The organism is Yaniella halotolerans DSM 15476 (genome assembly GCF_000420805.1).
Taxonomy (GTDB): Bacteria; Actinomycetota; Actinomycetes; order Actinomycetales; family Micrococcaceae; genus Yaniella; species Yaniella halotolerans.
In genome coordinates this window covers 702,324-716,759 of sequence record NZ_ATVQ01000001.1, presented here as the reverse complement: position 1 = coordinate 716,759, position 14,436 = coordinate 702,324, and the positions used below count along the sequence as shown (strand labels likewise).

At 56.1% G+C, this 14,436-nt stretch carries 18 protein-coding genes; 9 read left to right on the top strand and 9 right to left on the bottom strand.

Translation table 11 applies throughout. The features are described 5' to 3' along the window. Window positions 1–28: 28 nt before the first annotated feature. Window positions 29–934, bottom strand: coding sequence for an ectoine hydroxylase (gene thpD, locus G583_RS0103420; RefSeq protein ID WP_022869798.1), 906 nt, complete (start codon window positions 932–934; stop codon window positions 29–31). 228 nt (window positions 935–1,162) lie between these two features. On the opposite strand from thpD, the gene rlmN reads away from it, so the two are divergent. The 4 genes from rlmN to G583_RS0103400 all read left to right on the top strand — a co-directional run bounded on the left by rlmN (window position 1,163) and on the right by G583_RS0103400 (window position 4,402). Beyond that, entirely contained in the window at window positions 1,163–2,515 is a 1,353-nt protein-coding gene (rlmN, locus tag G583_RS0103415; RefSeq protein ID WP_022869797.1) for a 23S rRNA (adenine(2503)-C(2))-methyltransferase RlmN, read from the top strand. Next, a complete protein-coding gene (locus tag G583_RS0103410) occupies window positions 2,515–2,715 on the top strand; it encodes a hypothetical protein (protein WP_022869796.1) in 201 nt (66 codons plus the stop codon). The genes rlmN and G583_RS0103410 overlap by 1 nt, the downstream gene beginning before the upstream one ends. A 50-nt stretch (window positions 2,716–2,765) precedes the next feature. Continuing rightward, window positions 2,766–3,059 (top strand): TM2 domain-containing protein, encoded by a 294-nt coding sequence (locus tag G583_RS0103405; protein WP_022869795.1) that lies wholly within the window; start codon window positions 2,766–2,768, stop codon window positions 3,057–3,059. A 113-nt stretch (window positions 3,060–3,172) separates the two neighbouring features. Continuing rightward, window positions 3,173–4,402 carry an acyl-CoA dehydrogenase family protein gene (locus tag G583_RS0103400; RefSeq protein ID WP_022869794.1) on the top strand — a complete coding sequence of 410 codons (1,230 nt, stop codon included), beginning with the start codon at window positions 3,173–3,175 and terminating at the stop codon, window positions 4,400–4,402. Between the two features lie 104 nt (window positions 4,403–4,506). On the opposite strand, the gene G583_RS16775 is transcribed toward G583_RS0103400, so the two are convergent. From G583_RS16775 to G583_RS14030, 3 genes are all read right to left on the bottom strand, one after another. Next, on the bottom strand, window positions 4,507–4,662 hold the full coding sequence (locus G583_RS16775; RefSeq protein ID WP_022869793.1) for a hypothetical protein: 156 nt from the start codon (window positions 4,660–4,662) through the stop codon (window positions 4,507–4,509). Between the two features lie 301 nt (window positions 4,663–4,963). Then, window positions 4,964–5,152: a hypothetical protein gene (locus tag G583_RS0103390; RefSeq protein ID WP_029629229.1), complete on the bottom strand. Its 189-nt coding sequence runs from the start codon at window positions 5,150–5,152 to the stop codon at window positions 4,964–4,966. Window positions 5,153–5,276: 124 nt separating this feature from the next. Next, window positions 5,277–5,498 (bottom strand): hypothetical protein, encoded by a 222-nt coding sequence (locus G583_RS14030; RefSeq protein ID WP_040894631.1) that lies wholly within the window; start codon window positions 5,496–5,498, stop codon window positions 5,277–5,279. Window positions 5,499–5,868: 370 nt separating this feature from the next. On the opposite strand from G583_RS14030, the gene G583_RS0103380 reads away from it, so the two are divergent. Together G583_RS0103380 and G583_RS0103375 are read left to right on the top strand one after the other, a co-directional pair. Continuing rightward, window positions 5,869–6,288 (top strand): ChaB family protein, encoded by a 420-nt coding sequence (locus G583_RS0103380; protein WP_022869792.1) that lies wholly within the window; start codon window positions 5,869–5,871, stop codon window positions 6,286–6,288. A 48-nt stretch (window positions 6,289–6,336) separates the two neighbouring features. Next, the gene (locus G583_RS0103375) at window positions 6,337–7,236 is read left to right on the top strand and encodes an SDR family oxidoreductase (protein ID WP_022869791.1); all 900 of its coding nucleotides are present in this window, start codon (window positions 6,337–6,339) and stop codon (window positions 7,234–7,236) included. Window positions 7,237–7,338: 102 nt separating this feature from the next. Here G583_RS0103375 and G583_RS0103370 read toward each other — a convergent pair whose 3' ends face one another. Next, window positions 7,339–7,599, bottom strand: coding sequence for a nuclear transport factor 2 family protein (locus G583_RS0103370; RefSeq protein WP_022869790.1), 261 nt, complete (start codon window positions 7,597–7,599; stop codon window positions 7,339–7,341). Between the two features lie 61 nt (window positions 7,600–7,660). After that, window positions 7,661–8,560 (bottom strand): LysR family transcriptional regulator, encoded by a 900-nt coding sequence (locus tag G583_RS14025; protein ID WP_022869789.1) that lies wholly within the window; start codon window positions 8,558–8,560, stop codon window positions 7,661–7,663. Between the two features lie 101 nt (window positions 8,561–8,661). Between G583_RS14025 and G583_RS14020 the strand changes: the two genes are divergently transcribed. Together G583_RS14020 and G583_RS14015 are read left to right on the top strand one after the other, a co-directional pair. Then, the gene (locus G583_RS14020) at window positions 8,662–9,729 is read left to right on the top strand and encodes an MBL fold metallo-hydrolase (RefSeq protein ID WP_022869788.1); all 1,068 of its coding nucleotides are present in this window, start codon (window positions 8,662–8,664) and stop codon (window positions 9,727–9,729) included. Further along, complete coding sequence (locus tag G583_RS14015) at window positions 9,701–11,059, top strand: MFS transporter (protein ID WP_022869787.1); 1,359 nt, start codon at window positions 9,701–9,703, stop codon at window positions 11,057–11,059. Before G583_RS14020 ends, G583_RS14015 begins: the two co-directional genes overlap by 29 nt. A 91-nt stretch (window positions 11,060–11,150) precedes the next feature. Here the strand turns inward: G583_RS14015 and G583_RS14010 are convergent, their stop codons facing one another. Then, complete coding sequence (locus G583_RS14010) at window positions 11,151–12,125, bottom strand: CPBP family intramembrane glutamic endopeptidase (protein ID WP_022869786.1); 975 nt, start codon at window positions 12,123–12,125, stop codon at window positions 11,151–11,153. An 18-nt stretch (window positions 12,126–12,143) separates the two neighbouring features. Continuing rightward, window positions 12,144–12,824 (bottom strand): GAP family protein, encoded by a 681-nt coding sequence (locus tag G583_RS0103345; protein WP_022869785.1) that lies wholly within the window; start codon window positions 12,822–12,824, stop codon window positions 12,144–12,146. 85 nt (window positions 12,825–12,909) lie between these two features. Here G583_RS0103345 and G583_RS0103340 point away from each other — a divergent pair, with 85 nt between their 5' ends. Beyond that, window positions 12,910–13,899, top strand: a complete 990-nt coding sequence (locus G583_RS0103340; RefSeq protein WP_022869784.1) for an ATP-binding protein — start codon at window positions 12,910–12,912, stop codon at window positions 13,897–13,899. A gap of 12 nt (window positions 13,900–13,911) precedes the next feature. On the opposite strand, the gene G583_RS0103335 is transcribed toward G583_RS0103340, so the two are convergent. After that, window positions 13,912–14,394 (bottom strand): Lrp/AsnC family transcriptional regulator, encoded by a 483-nt coding sequence (locus G583_RS0103335; RefSeq protein ID WP_022869783.1) that lies wholly within the window; start codon window positions 14,392–14,394, stop codon window positions 13,912–13,914. Window positions 14,395–14,436 lie beyond the last annotated feature (42 nt).

Below are 14,436 nucleotides of genomic sequence, written 5' to 3'. Positions count from 1 at the left end.
TTGCCATCCGCGATTGGGGGAGCAGGTGTTAGGTGCCTGCCGGCGTGAAGTCCGTGCTGGCGATGAATTCCGGCCGGCGCTTTGGTGCCGCGTATGGCTCGACTGCGGAGTTCTCTACCGAGTTGTAGACGAGGAATACATTCGAACGAGCAAATGGGGTGACATTGCTGTTCGAGGCGTGCATGCAGTTGGAGTCGAACATGATGGCATCGCCGGCCTTGCCTTCGAGTACATCAATTCCGTAGCTGTCTGCGAATTCGGTCAGCGTCTCTTCGCTTGGAGTGCCGGCGCCCTGCATGACCAGTGACTGCTGGTAGTTGTTCTCTGGTGTGACGCCAGGGACGGAAATGTACCGCTTGTGCGAGCCGGGCATGATCATGAGCGGACCGTTGAAGGAGAAGTTGTCGGTCAGCAGGATCGAAATGCTCAGAGCTCGCGGCCGTGGCATGCCGTCCTCCGCGTGCCAGCTCTCGAAATCCGAGTGCCAGGAGAATTCCTTGCCTGCAAAGCCGGGTTTGTAGTTGATTCGGCTCTGGTGGATATATACCTGGGTGCCAAGAATTTGTTCGGCGCGGCGCACGAGACGGGGATCGTTGGCGATCTTTTTGATGATCTCGTTGGTCCGATGCACCTCAAAGATTGAGCGCACTTCCTTGGATTTGGGTTCCACTACGGTGCGCTCATCGGCCTTGACCTCAGTATTGGTGGCCAGGCGTTCCAATTCAGCACGCAGCTCAGCAAGTTCATCCTGTGTGATGACCTGGTCGATGACCAAGTAGCCCTTGTCGTCGAATAGTTTGAGGAGCTCAGTGTCCATGGGGCCATCCTCAGCGCTGCCGTAGACGACGGGGTCCTTCCGGTCGAACACTTCGGTATGGTCTACGGTTCGCGTCGGATAAAGATCTTGGGTGGTAGCTTCTTGAATACTTGTCAACGTTTCTCCCTTCGTACACAAAACGTGTTGAGAACCTCTCGGGGTCCGTTGAAAAAGATCGCTGCTGGAGCAAAATCAGCCGGCGGCACCGAGTGTACCGAGCAACTTTTCTATCTGCAACCGTTCATTGTCGCCAATTCAGTGGCCGAGCATTCCGGCGCTATCGCGGCCAGAGAATTAAAATTGGCGCGTTCTCGTATGTTGAACTGGTGTGAGACAATGTGACAAATGGCTGATAAGTATACTCCTCGTGAACCCGGCACCCGACCAATGAAGCGTCAGACCGACCGTGCAGGTCGTCTGAAGCTGAATCCACCGCGCAAACAATTCTTGGATCCCGAGGTCGAGCAACTGACCGAGGAGCGCGCCCGGCTCGCTAATCACGGCGTTCGTCCCCGCATGGAGCGGCCCCAGGTTCGCCCGCGAACCGAAGGCTGGACCCAGCGCACCGATGCTGAGGGCCGCCCGAAACTCGAGTTCAAACAGCCACGCGTCACCCAGCCTGCCCAGCATCTGGCCGATATGACCATGTCGGAGCGCGAGGACAAGGTCAAAGAACTCGGTCTACCGGCTTTCCGTGCACGTCAGCTCTCCACCCACTACTTCAGCCACTACACCACGGATCCAGCCGATATGACGGATCTGCCCGCAGGCAAGCGCGACGAACTGGCCGAGACGTTCTTCCCGGATCTGCTGACGGAAGTTCGCCGCATCGAAACCGAAGACCGCCAGACCATCAAATTCTTGTGGAAACTCTTCGATGGCGTACTGGTCGAGTCCGTGCTGATGCGCTATCAAAACCGCATTACCCTGTGTGTTTCCTCCCAGGCCGGTTGCGGCATGAACTGCCCGTTCTGTGCCACCGGACAAGCGGGATTGACCCGTAACCTCTCGACTGCCGAAATTGTCGACCAAATTGTGGCAGCCAACCGGGTGATCGCCGACGGCCAACTCGGCAAACCAGAAGGCACCCGCGACATTGATCGCGTCTCCAACGTCGTGTTCATGGGCATGGGCGAACCACTGGCGAATTACCGCCGCGTCATGAACGCCATTCACCGCATGGTCGATGAGACCCCCGACGGCCTGGGCATGTCAGCTCGAAACATCACGGTCTCAACCGTTGGCCTTGTGCCGGCCATCAATAAACTTGCCGCTGAAGGCATTCCGGTGACCTTCGCGCTCTCCCTGCACGCACCGGATAACGAACTGCGCGACGAGATGATCCCCGTGAACTCCCGCTGGGATGCCGATGAAGCGCTGGACGCCGCCTACAACTATTTCGTTGAAACCGGTCGCCGCGTCTCCATCGAATACGCGCTGATCAAAGACATGAATGACCACCCATGGCGCGCAGATTTACTGGCCAAAAAGATCAAAGCTCGTGGCCGCGGTTGGGCACACATCAACCCCATCCCGCTGAACCCCACCCCGGGCTCGGTCTGGACGGCGTCTGAGCCCGACGTCACCCAGGAATTTATCGACCGACTCAACGACGCCGGCGTACCAACCACCCTGCGCGATACCCGAGGAAAAGAAATCGACGGCGCATGCGGGCAGCTGGCAGCCGAAGATGAGTAATGCATAAACACGCACCCGGCATCAAAGTCCTATGGGTTTTTACCCTCATTGTTGGACTCTTGCTTGCCGGGTCCGCAGCCGTCACCATCATCGCTGAAGACGGCGTTATCACCACTCAGCACTGGATGCTCATTGGCCTCGGCTCGGTCAAAATCATCGGTGCATGCATTGGTCTCTGGATGTTCCATCGCTCCGACTAGCACCGTATGCGCTCCGAAAACCAACAAAACTCTAGACATCAGGAGTAGTCATGTCTGAACAGGCACGCCTCAACGCGATGTATGCCGAATACGACTCTGCCAAGAAATCTCCGGTCGTCGCCTGGGTCCTCTGGATCTTTCTGGGCGGCGTCGGCGGGCACCGGTACTACCTGGGCAATATCGGCTACGCGATCGCCATGACACTGTTGGCCTGGGCGACCTTTGGTATCTGGTGGATTGTTGACGCTTTTTTCATCAATCGACGCATCCGAAACAAGAACCGCGAGATCTACCACGAGATCGCCCACCGGTACAACATCATGCTGGACTCCCAGCTTCGCTAAACGACTGCAGACAAAAAATACCCGGTACCGAGGGTTCATGAAATGTTCTTGGCGAAAAAATCCCGCTAGATTGAGATGTGCGCCTCAATGTCCGTCTCTTTGAAAGAGGTCATATGACCACGTCATTCCCCGGGAACCAACAGCCTGAATACCAGCTCACCGATGCGCTCGACATCGACTACTACGAAGTCTTTGCAGACATTGGTGACGCTGAACGCGCCATCTGGCAGCGCACCCGCGAATTCGGTGAAGCCCACGTCGACACAATGCGTCAGGCATGGAATGACCACCACTATCCAGTAGAAGTAGGCCACGCCATGGGCGAGGCCGGACTCATCAACGACGGCGTTGACCACCCAGATATTGAAAAGATTTCACCGCTAGCAGCCGGTCTGGTCAACATGGAACTGTCCCGCATCGACGGTTCGCTGGGCACCATCCTTGCCGTCCAGGGCGGTTTGGCACTGCGCTCCATCACCATGTTTGGTACCGAAGAGCAAAAAGCCAAGTATGCCAAAGCGATTGCCGACTTCGACTTCCCGGCAGCCTTCGCACTGACCGAACCAGATCACGGCTCCGACTCGACCGGCTTGTCCACGACCGCAACCCGTCAGGACGACGGCTCATTTGTCATCCGTGGTTCAAAACGCTGGATTGGTAATGGCGCAGCCGGCGGCGTCACCGTCACCTTTGCTCGCGTCATTGATGAAGGCGCAGCGGACCACGGCAAAGTACGCGGCTTCATCGTGCCACAGGACGCCGAAGGCTACACCGGCACACCGATCCGCCACAAAGGATCACTGCGCGCCATCGACCAGGCCGATATTTTCTATGATGACGTCACAGTCGGCGCCGAAGCACTCATCGAAGGCATCAAGTCCTTCCGTGAGGTCTCCCAGGTGCTCTACGCAACCCGCATCGGGGTTGCCTGGTCGGCACTCGGCCACGCGACCGCTGCATTCGAATCAGCCCTGGCGTACTCGACCCAGCGAAAACAATTCGGCAAATACCTGGCCGAACATCAGATGATTCAAGAACGCCTCACCCGGATGCTGTCTGACCTGGTGTCGATGCAGCTGTACATGCGCCGCATCGCTGAACTCGAGACAGCCGGCAAGCTGAAAGGCACCCAGGCGGCCCTGGCCAAGTACAACAACACCCGTACCGCCCGTCGGATCGCTTCGGAAGCTCGCGACATGCTCGGCGGCAACGGGATCCTGGTAGAAAACGGGGTCATCCAGCACCTCGCAGACATTGAGGGCATTCACACGTACGAAGGTACGGAGTCAGTCCAGGCGCTGCTCGTTGGTCGTGACCTCACCGGCCACGGAGCATTCGCCTAGTCAAAACTTTCACACAGCGCAAAGGCCACGGAATATTCTCCGTGGCCTTTGGCTTCCCAACGACGTATCGTCAGGCATCTACTTTCAGGTAAGCTTTCGCGGCGTCAGCCTCTGCCGGCTCGTGCTACATTGCGTACGATCCACATGATGATTGATATGACCGCAACAATTACGCCCAGCCAGATCAAGATCTCTCCGATGCCGGAGAATACACCTAGCAGGACCATTGCCAGTCCAACCAATATAAGAATGAGCCACATGTCATGCTCCTTTCAGTAGGGCGTTGGTTGTACGCCTAATTTCCAGCCTAGAACATTGAGAATTTATTGAACAAGGTGTGCCGCCTCCGAAGTGCGCATCTTTTTCTGACCTTTAGTACGCCAAAGCATGCTGGTTCTGTGCGTCGCAGGCTGTTCAACGAGCTATCTTCGCCTCGCTGTGTGGTATCTACTAGCGAGTTCCGTTGAGCTATTATTCGAGCTTCGAACAGCATTAGCGGGAGGAACGAAGGTCCCTCCCGCTAACAGGCTCGGCTAGGCCGGATTCATCAATTTAGCTTATTCAGCTATTGCGACCGCCTTTAGCCTTATCTTCTTTGGACTGTGCCTGGGCGCCTTTTTCACCGGCTTTTTCCGGATCTGCGCCTTCCTCGGCACCGAACTGGCCTGGGCTTTCTTCGCCACCTTTACGGGCCTGTTCTTCCGTGTCGTTACGGTTACCAAATTCCCCGGGATTGTTTTTATCTGCCATTTCAGCCTCCTATTGTGACCGAATGTGCGTGAAACACTGTGGAATGATCTGCTTCCACCGGCGGGAAGAGTTCTGCTTACCCGCCCTCATTTATAAGATATGGAAAGTAAGGAACGGACTCATGCTATGAGTTCCGTCCACCTTTCTCTCCGGCTTTCGAAGGGGCTGCGCCCTCTGAGGCGCCGAACTGGCCGGGGCTTTCTTCGCCACCTTTTTTACCAGCGCGTGATGGGTCGGCACCTTCTGATTTATCAAAACGTCCGGGGCTCTGGTCCCCGCCCCTACGTGCTTGTTCTTCCGTGTCGTTACGGTTCCCAAATTGTCCTGGGTTTTTGTTGTCAGCCATTTCAGTCTCCTTTCGAGTAGACCGAATGTGCCGAAGCACATCGAAGCGTTTTTGCCTCGGGTTACCCAGGCTAGACGCCTAAGAAACTGAAACTCAAGAGCTAGTAGGAAATGATTGCTCAAAAGCATGCCGCCACGGAAAGCTGAGCCCCACGAGTTCTTGGGCTCGCATACCCATGCCTTTCCTAGACAATTTCGCAGCAATTTTCCAGCTACAAAATGTTGTTCAACTGTTTTTTCGTCAGCATGTTCGAGACGACTCATAGCCGGCAGGGGCACGGGTCAGCAATCGAAGTGCGGTCCTTTTTGTTCCGACGTCACACTGTTAGCGTGAGGGGTATTCGGTCGCCCAGCGAAAGGAGTTGGCCACGATGCCAAAGACAAGTAAATCAGGCGATGCCAAGAAGTCAGAACTACCGGAGACTCTCCAAAAATCGAACGAGAAAGCACAGCGAACCTTCGCCAAGGCTTACGACTCTGCGATGGAAGAGTACAACGATGAGGAACGTGCACACCGCACTGCCTATGATGCGCTGAAACACACGCACGAAAAAGTAGGCGACCGCTGGGAACCGAAGTCCGGGGGCTCCGGGCCGTCAGACGATCAGAGCGCCGGTGGACAAGACACCAACCGTGAAACAGCGGGTGGTGTTGACGCCAACGCTACGAAAGAACACTTGTATGACCAGGCGCAAGAACTCGATATTTCGGGCCGGTCGAAAATGGATAAAGACGAATTAGTCGAAGCGCTCGAAAAAGAAAGCAAACGCCGGACTTCTAAAAACTCATAGTCGTCTCTGCGACCTCAGGCCTATACGAGCCATTATGGAGGCTGTTTTATGACACAACACGACCAGCTAACGTTTCAAAACCCGGTCGACCGCTACGAACAAATTTCCCCACCAAAACAAGACCAACCCGAACCAGGGTTTGACGAGGATATTGTTCCAAAAGCCGACCACGGTGAAGAGTCTTATCGCGGTACCGGCCGTCTCGAAGGGCGCAAAGCTCTGATTACCGGCGCTGACTCAGGTATCGGTGCGGCCGTCGCTATCGCGTTTGCTCGTGAAGGTGCCGATGTTGCACTGAACTATCTTCCCGTAGAGGAAGAAGACGCTCAGCACATTATTGAAGTGATCCGTGAAACCGGCCGCAAAGCGGTCGCGCTACCGGGCGATGTTCGAGATAAAGATTTCTGCGAGCGACTCGTTGAGGACGCCGCTCGTGAACTGGGTGGCCTTGATGCCCTGGTAAATAATGCGGGGAAACAAGAGATTGCAGAAGATCTCGAGGATCTCACCGATGAGCAGATGCGGTCCACATATGAAACCAACGTGTATGCGATGTTCCGCATTACTAGGGCAGCGCTGAAGCACATGCCCGCAGGGTCGACCATCGTCAATTCATCATCCATTCAGGCGTATAACCCGAATCCGATGTTGATTGATTATGCCTCGACAAAATCTGCGATGAATAACTTCAGCAAGGGGATGGGCCAACAACTAGCGCCGAAAGGTATCCGCGTTAACGCGGTAGCCCCCGGACCTATTTGGACTCCGATCCAACCGTCGGACGGCCAGCCAAAAGAGAAACTGCCGCACTTTGGTCAGAATACGCCGCTGGGTCGTGCAGGCCAGCCCGCTGAGTTGGCGCCAGCTTACGTTTTTCTGACTTCATCCGAATCCAGCTACGTTGTGGGCGAGACCCTACACGTCAACGGGGGTACACCAACCCCATAGCTGAGTCTGCGACTGCTGGAGGCTGTCCGACGTGCAGGTCGCAAAACAGTCTCCAGCAGCCAAACCATTCGTGGCCTGACGATGCGTCAGGCCACGAGTCGTTTAGAAGTATCCGTTGTCATTAATTGGCGGATAAATTAGCTTGGGAATATCTTGCACAACGTCCCAGTGTTCGACGATTTTGCCGTCGTCGTTGACGCGGAATACATCCATGATGTTCCGGCCCGATTCGCCTGGGACCCACGGGTTGTGTTGAATGTAAACGTCGCCGATGTATGACATCGCGGCCTCCACATCACGCTGGTTATAGGCCTCGTAGAAAGCCAGGACAATTTCTTTTGAGCGTTCAGTGGTGGTCGTCATTGAGATATTCTCCAATTTCTGTCGGTCGTGCGTGGATGGGCACCGGGGCTGTCTACGATAATTATTCTTTTGCATGGTCGGGGAGTGTCAGCAGCGCCTCATGCAGGGCTCGAACCTTGGACGTTTGTCGCCCTGGCGGAAGTGTCAGCATCAGTGAATTGCGTGGTAAATCATCCGAGAGTGGTCGACCGGTCAGTGGGTTACCTTCAGGCGAATATCTGGGACAGTGCATTAACAGCCCGTAGGCCAGGCCGCGCCCAATAATGTTCTGGGCAGTTTGCACGCTGCGTGTCCGCAACAAAATATTTGGCTCCAAGGACCGACTGTGGAACTCATTGAGGGTTCGTTCAAGCGCCGGGGCCTCATCGAGTAGTACCGCAGGATGCGGTGATAAGTCGCGAAGTGAAACCTGTTCTTGTGTGGCCAGAGCGTGGTCGAGCGGTAAGATCACTTGACGGCGCTGCTCTTGGATGAGCACCGGTTGGCTGTTGGGCAGCAGTTGCGCCTCGTAGATTACGCATGCCGCGAGCTGACCGTTTTGCATCCGCTCCTGGATTTCTTGGCCATTGCCCTCGTGTACTGTGAGCGCGACGTGCGGATGATGCTCTGCAAACCACTGGACCAGATGAGGTACAACGTGCATCGACAGCGTGCGGAAACAGCCGATGTCCATCTGCCCTGACAAGACGTTTCGGGCCTGTGAAGCGTGCTCGGTTAATTCTCTTGCGTGGTCAAGTATGACGCGAGCGTCGGCCAGAATGGCTCGACCCTCGGCGGTCAGCGAGACCCCTTTGGCCCGCCGCCGTATCGTCAGGGTCACGCCCAGACTTTTCTCTAGATCCGTTATCCCAAGACTGACAGCAGCCTGACTGACGTGGCTTCGCTCAGCGGCTTTCGTAATGGATTGAGTCTCGGCGACAGCGACAAAATACTGCAGTTGGCGCAAGGTCACATCATTCATAAGCACAGCTTAGATTGCAGATAACAAAATATCGATATTCAAAGATTGGTCTCTTGTGTAGCGTATGGATTCGACGGTGACGCAGGTCACGAAAGGAAGATATGGGTTACATATACACCGACGCCAGTTCAGCAACGGCACCATACGTTGTGACACTGGGAACGGCTGGGGGTCCGCGTTGGTGGACCGATAATCAAGGCAAGCCACGTCAAGGCATCGCAACGGCAGTGGTCGTCGAAGATGGCTGGTACCTGGTGGACTGCGGGTCCGGGGTAGGTCGCCAGATAAGATCGGCAGGTTTGTCGATGGCCGATCTCAAAGGGATCTTCATTACGCACATGCATTCCGACCACATCGTGGATCTTGCGTCGCTCATGCTTTTCGCACCGTTTGAAATCAAAGACGCACAAAAGTCTGCGATTCCGATCTTTGGCCCGGGTAGCCGTGGACGAATCACGCCGATGTCACCGCGTGCCGAAAGTGCACCTGAGCCGGTGAACCCAAGCGATCCAGGCGCCGGTATTGAATCCACCTTCGCCGGTCTGGTCTCAGCGTTCTCTGCTGACTTTAACGACCGCATGCGGGATTCGCTGACCCCCGGACCGTATGACCATTTCACACCACATGACATCGAGCTCCCTGAGTCCGTGAACTTTGATCCGGATGAAAATGTTGCTCCGGATATGGATCCACTCGTGGTGTTCCAAGATGAGAGTGTGCAAGTACGGGCCACCCTGGTGTCGCACCATCCAACGGCCCCGGCCTTTGGGTTCCGTTTCGATACGCCAACCGGTTCAGTAACCATTTCCGGGGATACTGCACCGTGCCAAAACCTCATCGCATTGGCCCAAGATACCGATCTCTTACTGCACGAGGTCATCAGCCTCGAAACCATGGCGGCTCTCTATACAGATGCGGCCATGTTGCAGGCCACCATGGATCATCATCGGCGTGCCCACACGACCGCCGAAGATGCAGGCCGTGTAGCCAGCCAAGCCAACGCCAAAGCTCTGGCGCTACACCACCTCGTGCCCAGTCACGCGCCGGCAGAAGTATGGCAAAAAGCTGGGGACGCGTTTGACGGGACCTTGCTGATCCCACAAGACCTCGACATAATTTCATTTGAACGGAGTGAACAAGATGACACAGTCGACCACAGCGTTGCATGAGCCCAACGGCGCAGGGGACAGCTCGTCGGCGGGAAAGTCGTATCACGCTTCGCCCAAAGATCTGCGTCGCATCCAGTTCTCCAGTTTCTTGGGGACCGCAATTGAATACTACGATTTCATTCTGTATGCGACAGCAGCCGCAATCGTTTTCAACCGAGTCTTCTTCGTAGGACTCGACGAGAGTGTTGCGTTGATCCTGTCGTTTTCAACGTTGGCAGCCGGCTACGTTGCTCGTCCACTGGGTGGACTCATCTTCGGACACCTCGGCGACAAGCTTGGTCGAAAGACCATTCTGGTCGTGACCGTGCTGATTATGGGGATCGCCTCCACGCTGATTGGTCTGTTGCCAACGGCGTACGCGATCGGTGCGTGGGCGCCAATCCTGTTGGTCACCCTGCGCGTGATTCAGGGTATTGCCGTCGGTGGTGAATGGGGCGGAGCGATGCTGCTCGCCTTCGAATCAGCCCCGAAGAAAAGTCGTGGTTTTGCCGCAGCATTTGCCTACATGGGCGCTCCTGCAGGAACCATCGTCGGAACGCTTGCCCTTTCCGCTTTCTCGCTCTTGCCCGAGGAACAATTCCTCAGCTGGGGCTGGCGCGTACCGTTCATTTTCTCAGCGGTACTGATGCTGCTCGGCATCTTTATCCGCATGAAAGTCTCCGAGTCTGAGGTATTCCAAGAGCTGGCGAAAAAGCCCGCGCCGAAAAAGGTGCCGGTCGCCGAACTCGTGATCAACCATCCAACGAAACTGCTGCGCGCAATCGGTGGCGGACTCTCCGGCCAAATGGCACAGGGACTCATGGGCGCTTGGGCCATCTCCTACGCCGTACAGCAGGCTGTCCTACAGCAGTCCGACGTGCTCAACATGAAAGCCCTCGGCGGTGTGTTCACCATTCTCTTCATCGTGATGGCCTCGCGGATGTCTGACCGACTGGGTCGCCGCCGCGTGCTCATCTGGGGAAATATCGTCGGAATCCTCCTGGCGTTCCCAGTGATGTGGCTGCTGGAAATGGGCTCAGCGATGGCCTTCATGGTTGCCATTATTCTGGGGCTCTCACTCGTACAGGGCTTCACCGCGGGACCATACGGTGCCTACGCCGGCGAACTGTTCCCAACACATGTTCGCTACTCTGGTGCATCGATTGGCTACCAACTGGCAGCCGTACTGGGTGCCGGCTTCACTCCGATGATGGCGACCGCTTTGGCAGCTGCCGGAGGCGGATCCCTCCACCTTGTTGCTATCTTGTGGATCAGCTTCACAGCGATCAGTCTGATCTCACTGGTGTTGTCGCAAGACGCTTCCAAACGCGAGATTCATGAGCTGAACTAGTCAGGCCAAACCTGGCTGAGCACGCCAGCGAGCGCGTGCGCCGAGAGCAGATGAGCATTGAGCTGGTCGTTCCGGTGCACGCGCTTGGTCGTTAATAATCCGAAGGCCATGCGGTACGCGGGTCAACGACCGGCATCGGTGCTGGTTTGAAGGACTTCAAGAGCAACAGAACGAGCAAGACGATACCGGCCACGATCCACGCGGTGGTCCCCGTGATCCCAACATGGGCGGTATCAAAGGTCGTGTCTTCAGAGAAGATCAGCGGTAGCCCACCGATGGCGTTGATGGTGGAATGCCCAAGAGCGGCTGGCCATACCGAACGCGTGCGAATGCTCAACCAGGCCAAGATGCCACCGAGGAGCGTGCAGAATACGACCATGAAGCACACGGCTTGCCAACCCGGTAGGTGCGGATAATTATGGCCCAAGAGAATCAGCGGTGTGTGCCAGAGTCCCCAGATCACCCCGGTGATAGCAATGGTCGGTACTGCGCCGAGTGGGAGGAGCTGGGGAGTGAGCCAGCCGCGCCATCCGATTTCCTCACCGAGGGCCGGCAAAAGATTCAGTACCCAGGCGGCGATAACCACGTTGATGATCTGACTCAGCAGCATCATTTCCACCGGAATGCCTCCGGCACCAGCTTCGTCAAAGATCTGTTGGAGTCCTGAAAAATTCTCAAGATCAGCACTATAGAGGCCAAGCGCCGAGGCGATCGGCAGGCTCAGCAGAATAATACCGAGGGGCATGACGAAGGCCAGTCCGAGGTACCCGAGAAATTTGCCAACGGGTCGGGGTCGACTGAATCCGAGTGCCGCAGCGCGCTGCCCTTTCGGCTGTGTTCTGCGCACAATACCCCATGAGACGAGCGCGGGGATGCCCATCATAAGCACAGCAATGGGCAGGTAAAGTGTCTGGAAAAGTTGCTCGTCATCGACGAAATACAGCGGTAGAGCGACCACCCAGGTCAGCGCGAAGGTGATGACGACAAACCAGATGACCTGGCGCCATGCAATTGTGGCGCGCGATGGCGGAGTCTGTGGAGCGTGGTCGACCGGTGATGAGGACATGCTGCTCAGTGTAGTTTGTCAGACCAGTTGGGCGACGATAATTCCGGCGCCGATCAGGATGGCCAACCATGCAGTGAAATTGGAGCCGGCTGACGCCATCGTTTCGCGGGTTTTTGATAATAAGAGGTCAGTCTGCTCAGGATATTTAGTGCGCGCCCACGTGAGGATGACCGCGGGGAGCACCATGATTACGTTGTACAGCACCAGCCAGAAGATGTCCAAAGGCAGGCCGGGCCCATTGGCCGCGATGAGGCTAATACCCACGAGATAGGGCCACATGGTGACAGCCTCAACCACAATGGCCGACAGGGCCAGCGTTGCCACCGAGGTATTCGATCCCAGGGCACGGTCGCGCAGCCGGGTCATCGCTGACGGTCCGGGCTGAGCTTCGCGTCGACTCCGCAACAGGCCGATGATGCCCATGAGGATGACGACGGCGCCGAGCCCTATCGCAATTCGACTGGCAAGCGGACCTTGTAAGGTTGCCAGGTATGTATTAATGAGTTGGTTCGCCAAGACGAGTACTAGGAAGCCGAGCAGAAAATATGTGCCAGCAGTGACCGTCAGATAGGTCACGAGCCGACGGGGCTCAAAAATTCCGGGACGGGCTAATAGCCATAATGGGATCAGCAGTGTCGAAAGTGTGGAAGCATCAAGAAATGCGAGGCCGACCAGTGCTGCAATGATTACGAAGCTCATGGCACCTTTCCACAGTGATCGGCAGAATAACTATAGTTGATGGTAGTATCGCACCGATTGATTTTTCCAAGGATTTGATACAACAATGTCAGGTTTAAGCCACGACATAGCTGCTATGGTGGCGAATCACGCTGCAGGCGATGAAGACGGATTTTATGCGGTCGCACTCGACGTCGCACACCGCGAGCTTACAGAAGGTCGGCGCAACGCTGCATCGGAAATTCGCGAGGCGATCGAACATGCTCGAGGCGAGGCTGTCGAGCTCCAGACAGTCGAAGACGACGACCTCGGAGTCGATATCGATTCCGACCTTGCTGAGTTCATTCAGGTCTCACGCCCTGACGCAAAATTTGACGAGCTGACGATCTCCTTCGAGCTCATTGAACGGGTTCGTCACGTGCTCGATGAACACGAGAACGCCGCACTGTTACGTGACTTCGGTTTCACCCCCGCTCACCGTCTCTTGATGGAGGGACCGGCCGGGACCGGTAAGACTGCTACTGCCGAGGTGATTGCCGCAGAGATGGGGCTCCCGCTGGTGACGGTCTACCTGGACAATATGCTCAATGTGTATTCGGCCGAAGAAGATGTTCCGTCGATGCGCGAGGTATTCGACCGTCTTGCCCGTCGTCGTGCCGTCTACCTCTTCGACGTCTTCGATACCGTTGGCGACGACACCTCATCGGGTTTGATCCGCCGGGTTTTCAAAGCCTTCCTGCTGTTTGTTGAGGTGCTCGGTAAAGGGTCATTGGCTATTGCTGCAACCAACCGCCGCGGTGTGCTCGACCGTTCAATGTTCCGGCACTTCGATACCGTGCTGAACTTCTCGCTGCCAACACAGTCGGAAGCGATGCGCATCATCCGCAGTGAACTCGGCGATCGTGCGCCAGCTCCGGTGATGAATGAAGTCGATATTTACGAGCAGTACTTCGGGGGACTTTCGCAGGCTGAGCTCACCATCGCGGCGCGTTCTGCGGCCAAGGCCGCCGTGATGCGTAACGAAGCGATTGTCACTCAGGACGACATCATCTACGCGCTGACGAACCGCGGAGCATTCCTCCTCGACGACGAATAATTCGGTGTTGGACTACTCGATAATGCGCTCGAGCAACGGCTTGGTGCGATAGGACAAGAACTCACGCAGCACGACCGAGGTTGAGGTCCGCACGATGCCAGGAATATCCAGGATGAGTCGGTTGACCCGATAGAGGTCATCCGTTGAGCGTGCCGTGACGGTCAGGCGCAGATCAGCGTCACCGGTCGTCGCGAAAATTTGCAATACCTCGGGAATTTCGGCCAATGCTTTCATCGTCTCTCGGTCATAGCCCTGCCGAATCGACGCATTCATGAACGCTTCGACGTCGTAGCCCATCGTGCGGGGCGAGACGCGACGTTGAAACGATTCCAACGTGCCCTGGCCCAGCTTTTGCAGCCGCGCCTGGACGGTATTGCGAGAAACCGAAAGCCGCTGTGCCAGCGCAACGGTGGTCGCATCGGGTTGTTCGATGAGTTCGAGCAACAGTTTGGCATCCAGGCCATCCAGTTCGCGCTTCTGATCCGAGGTTGACATTATGCACCTTCTAAAAATGTGAATGAAGCATTATGTTCAAAT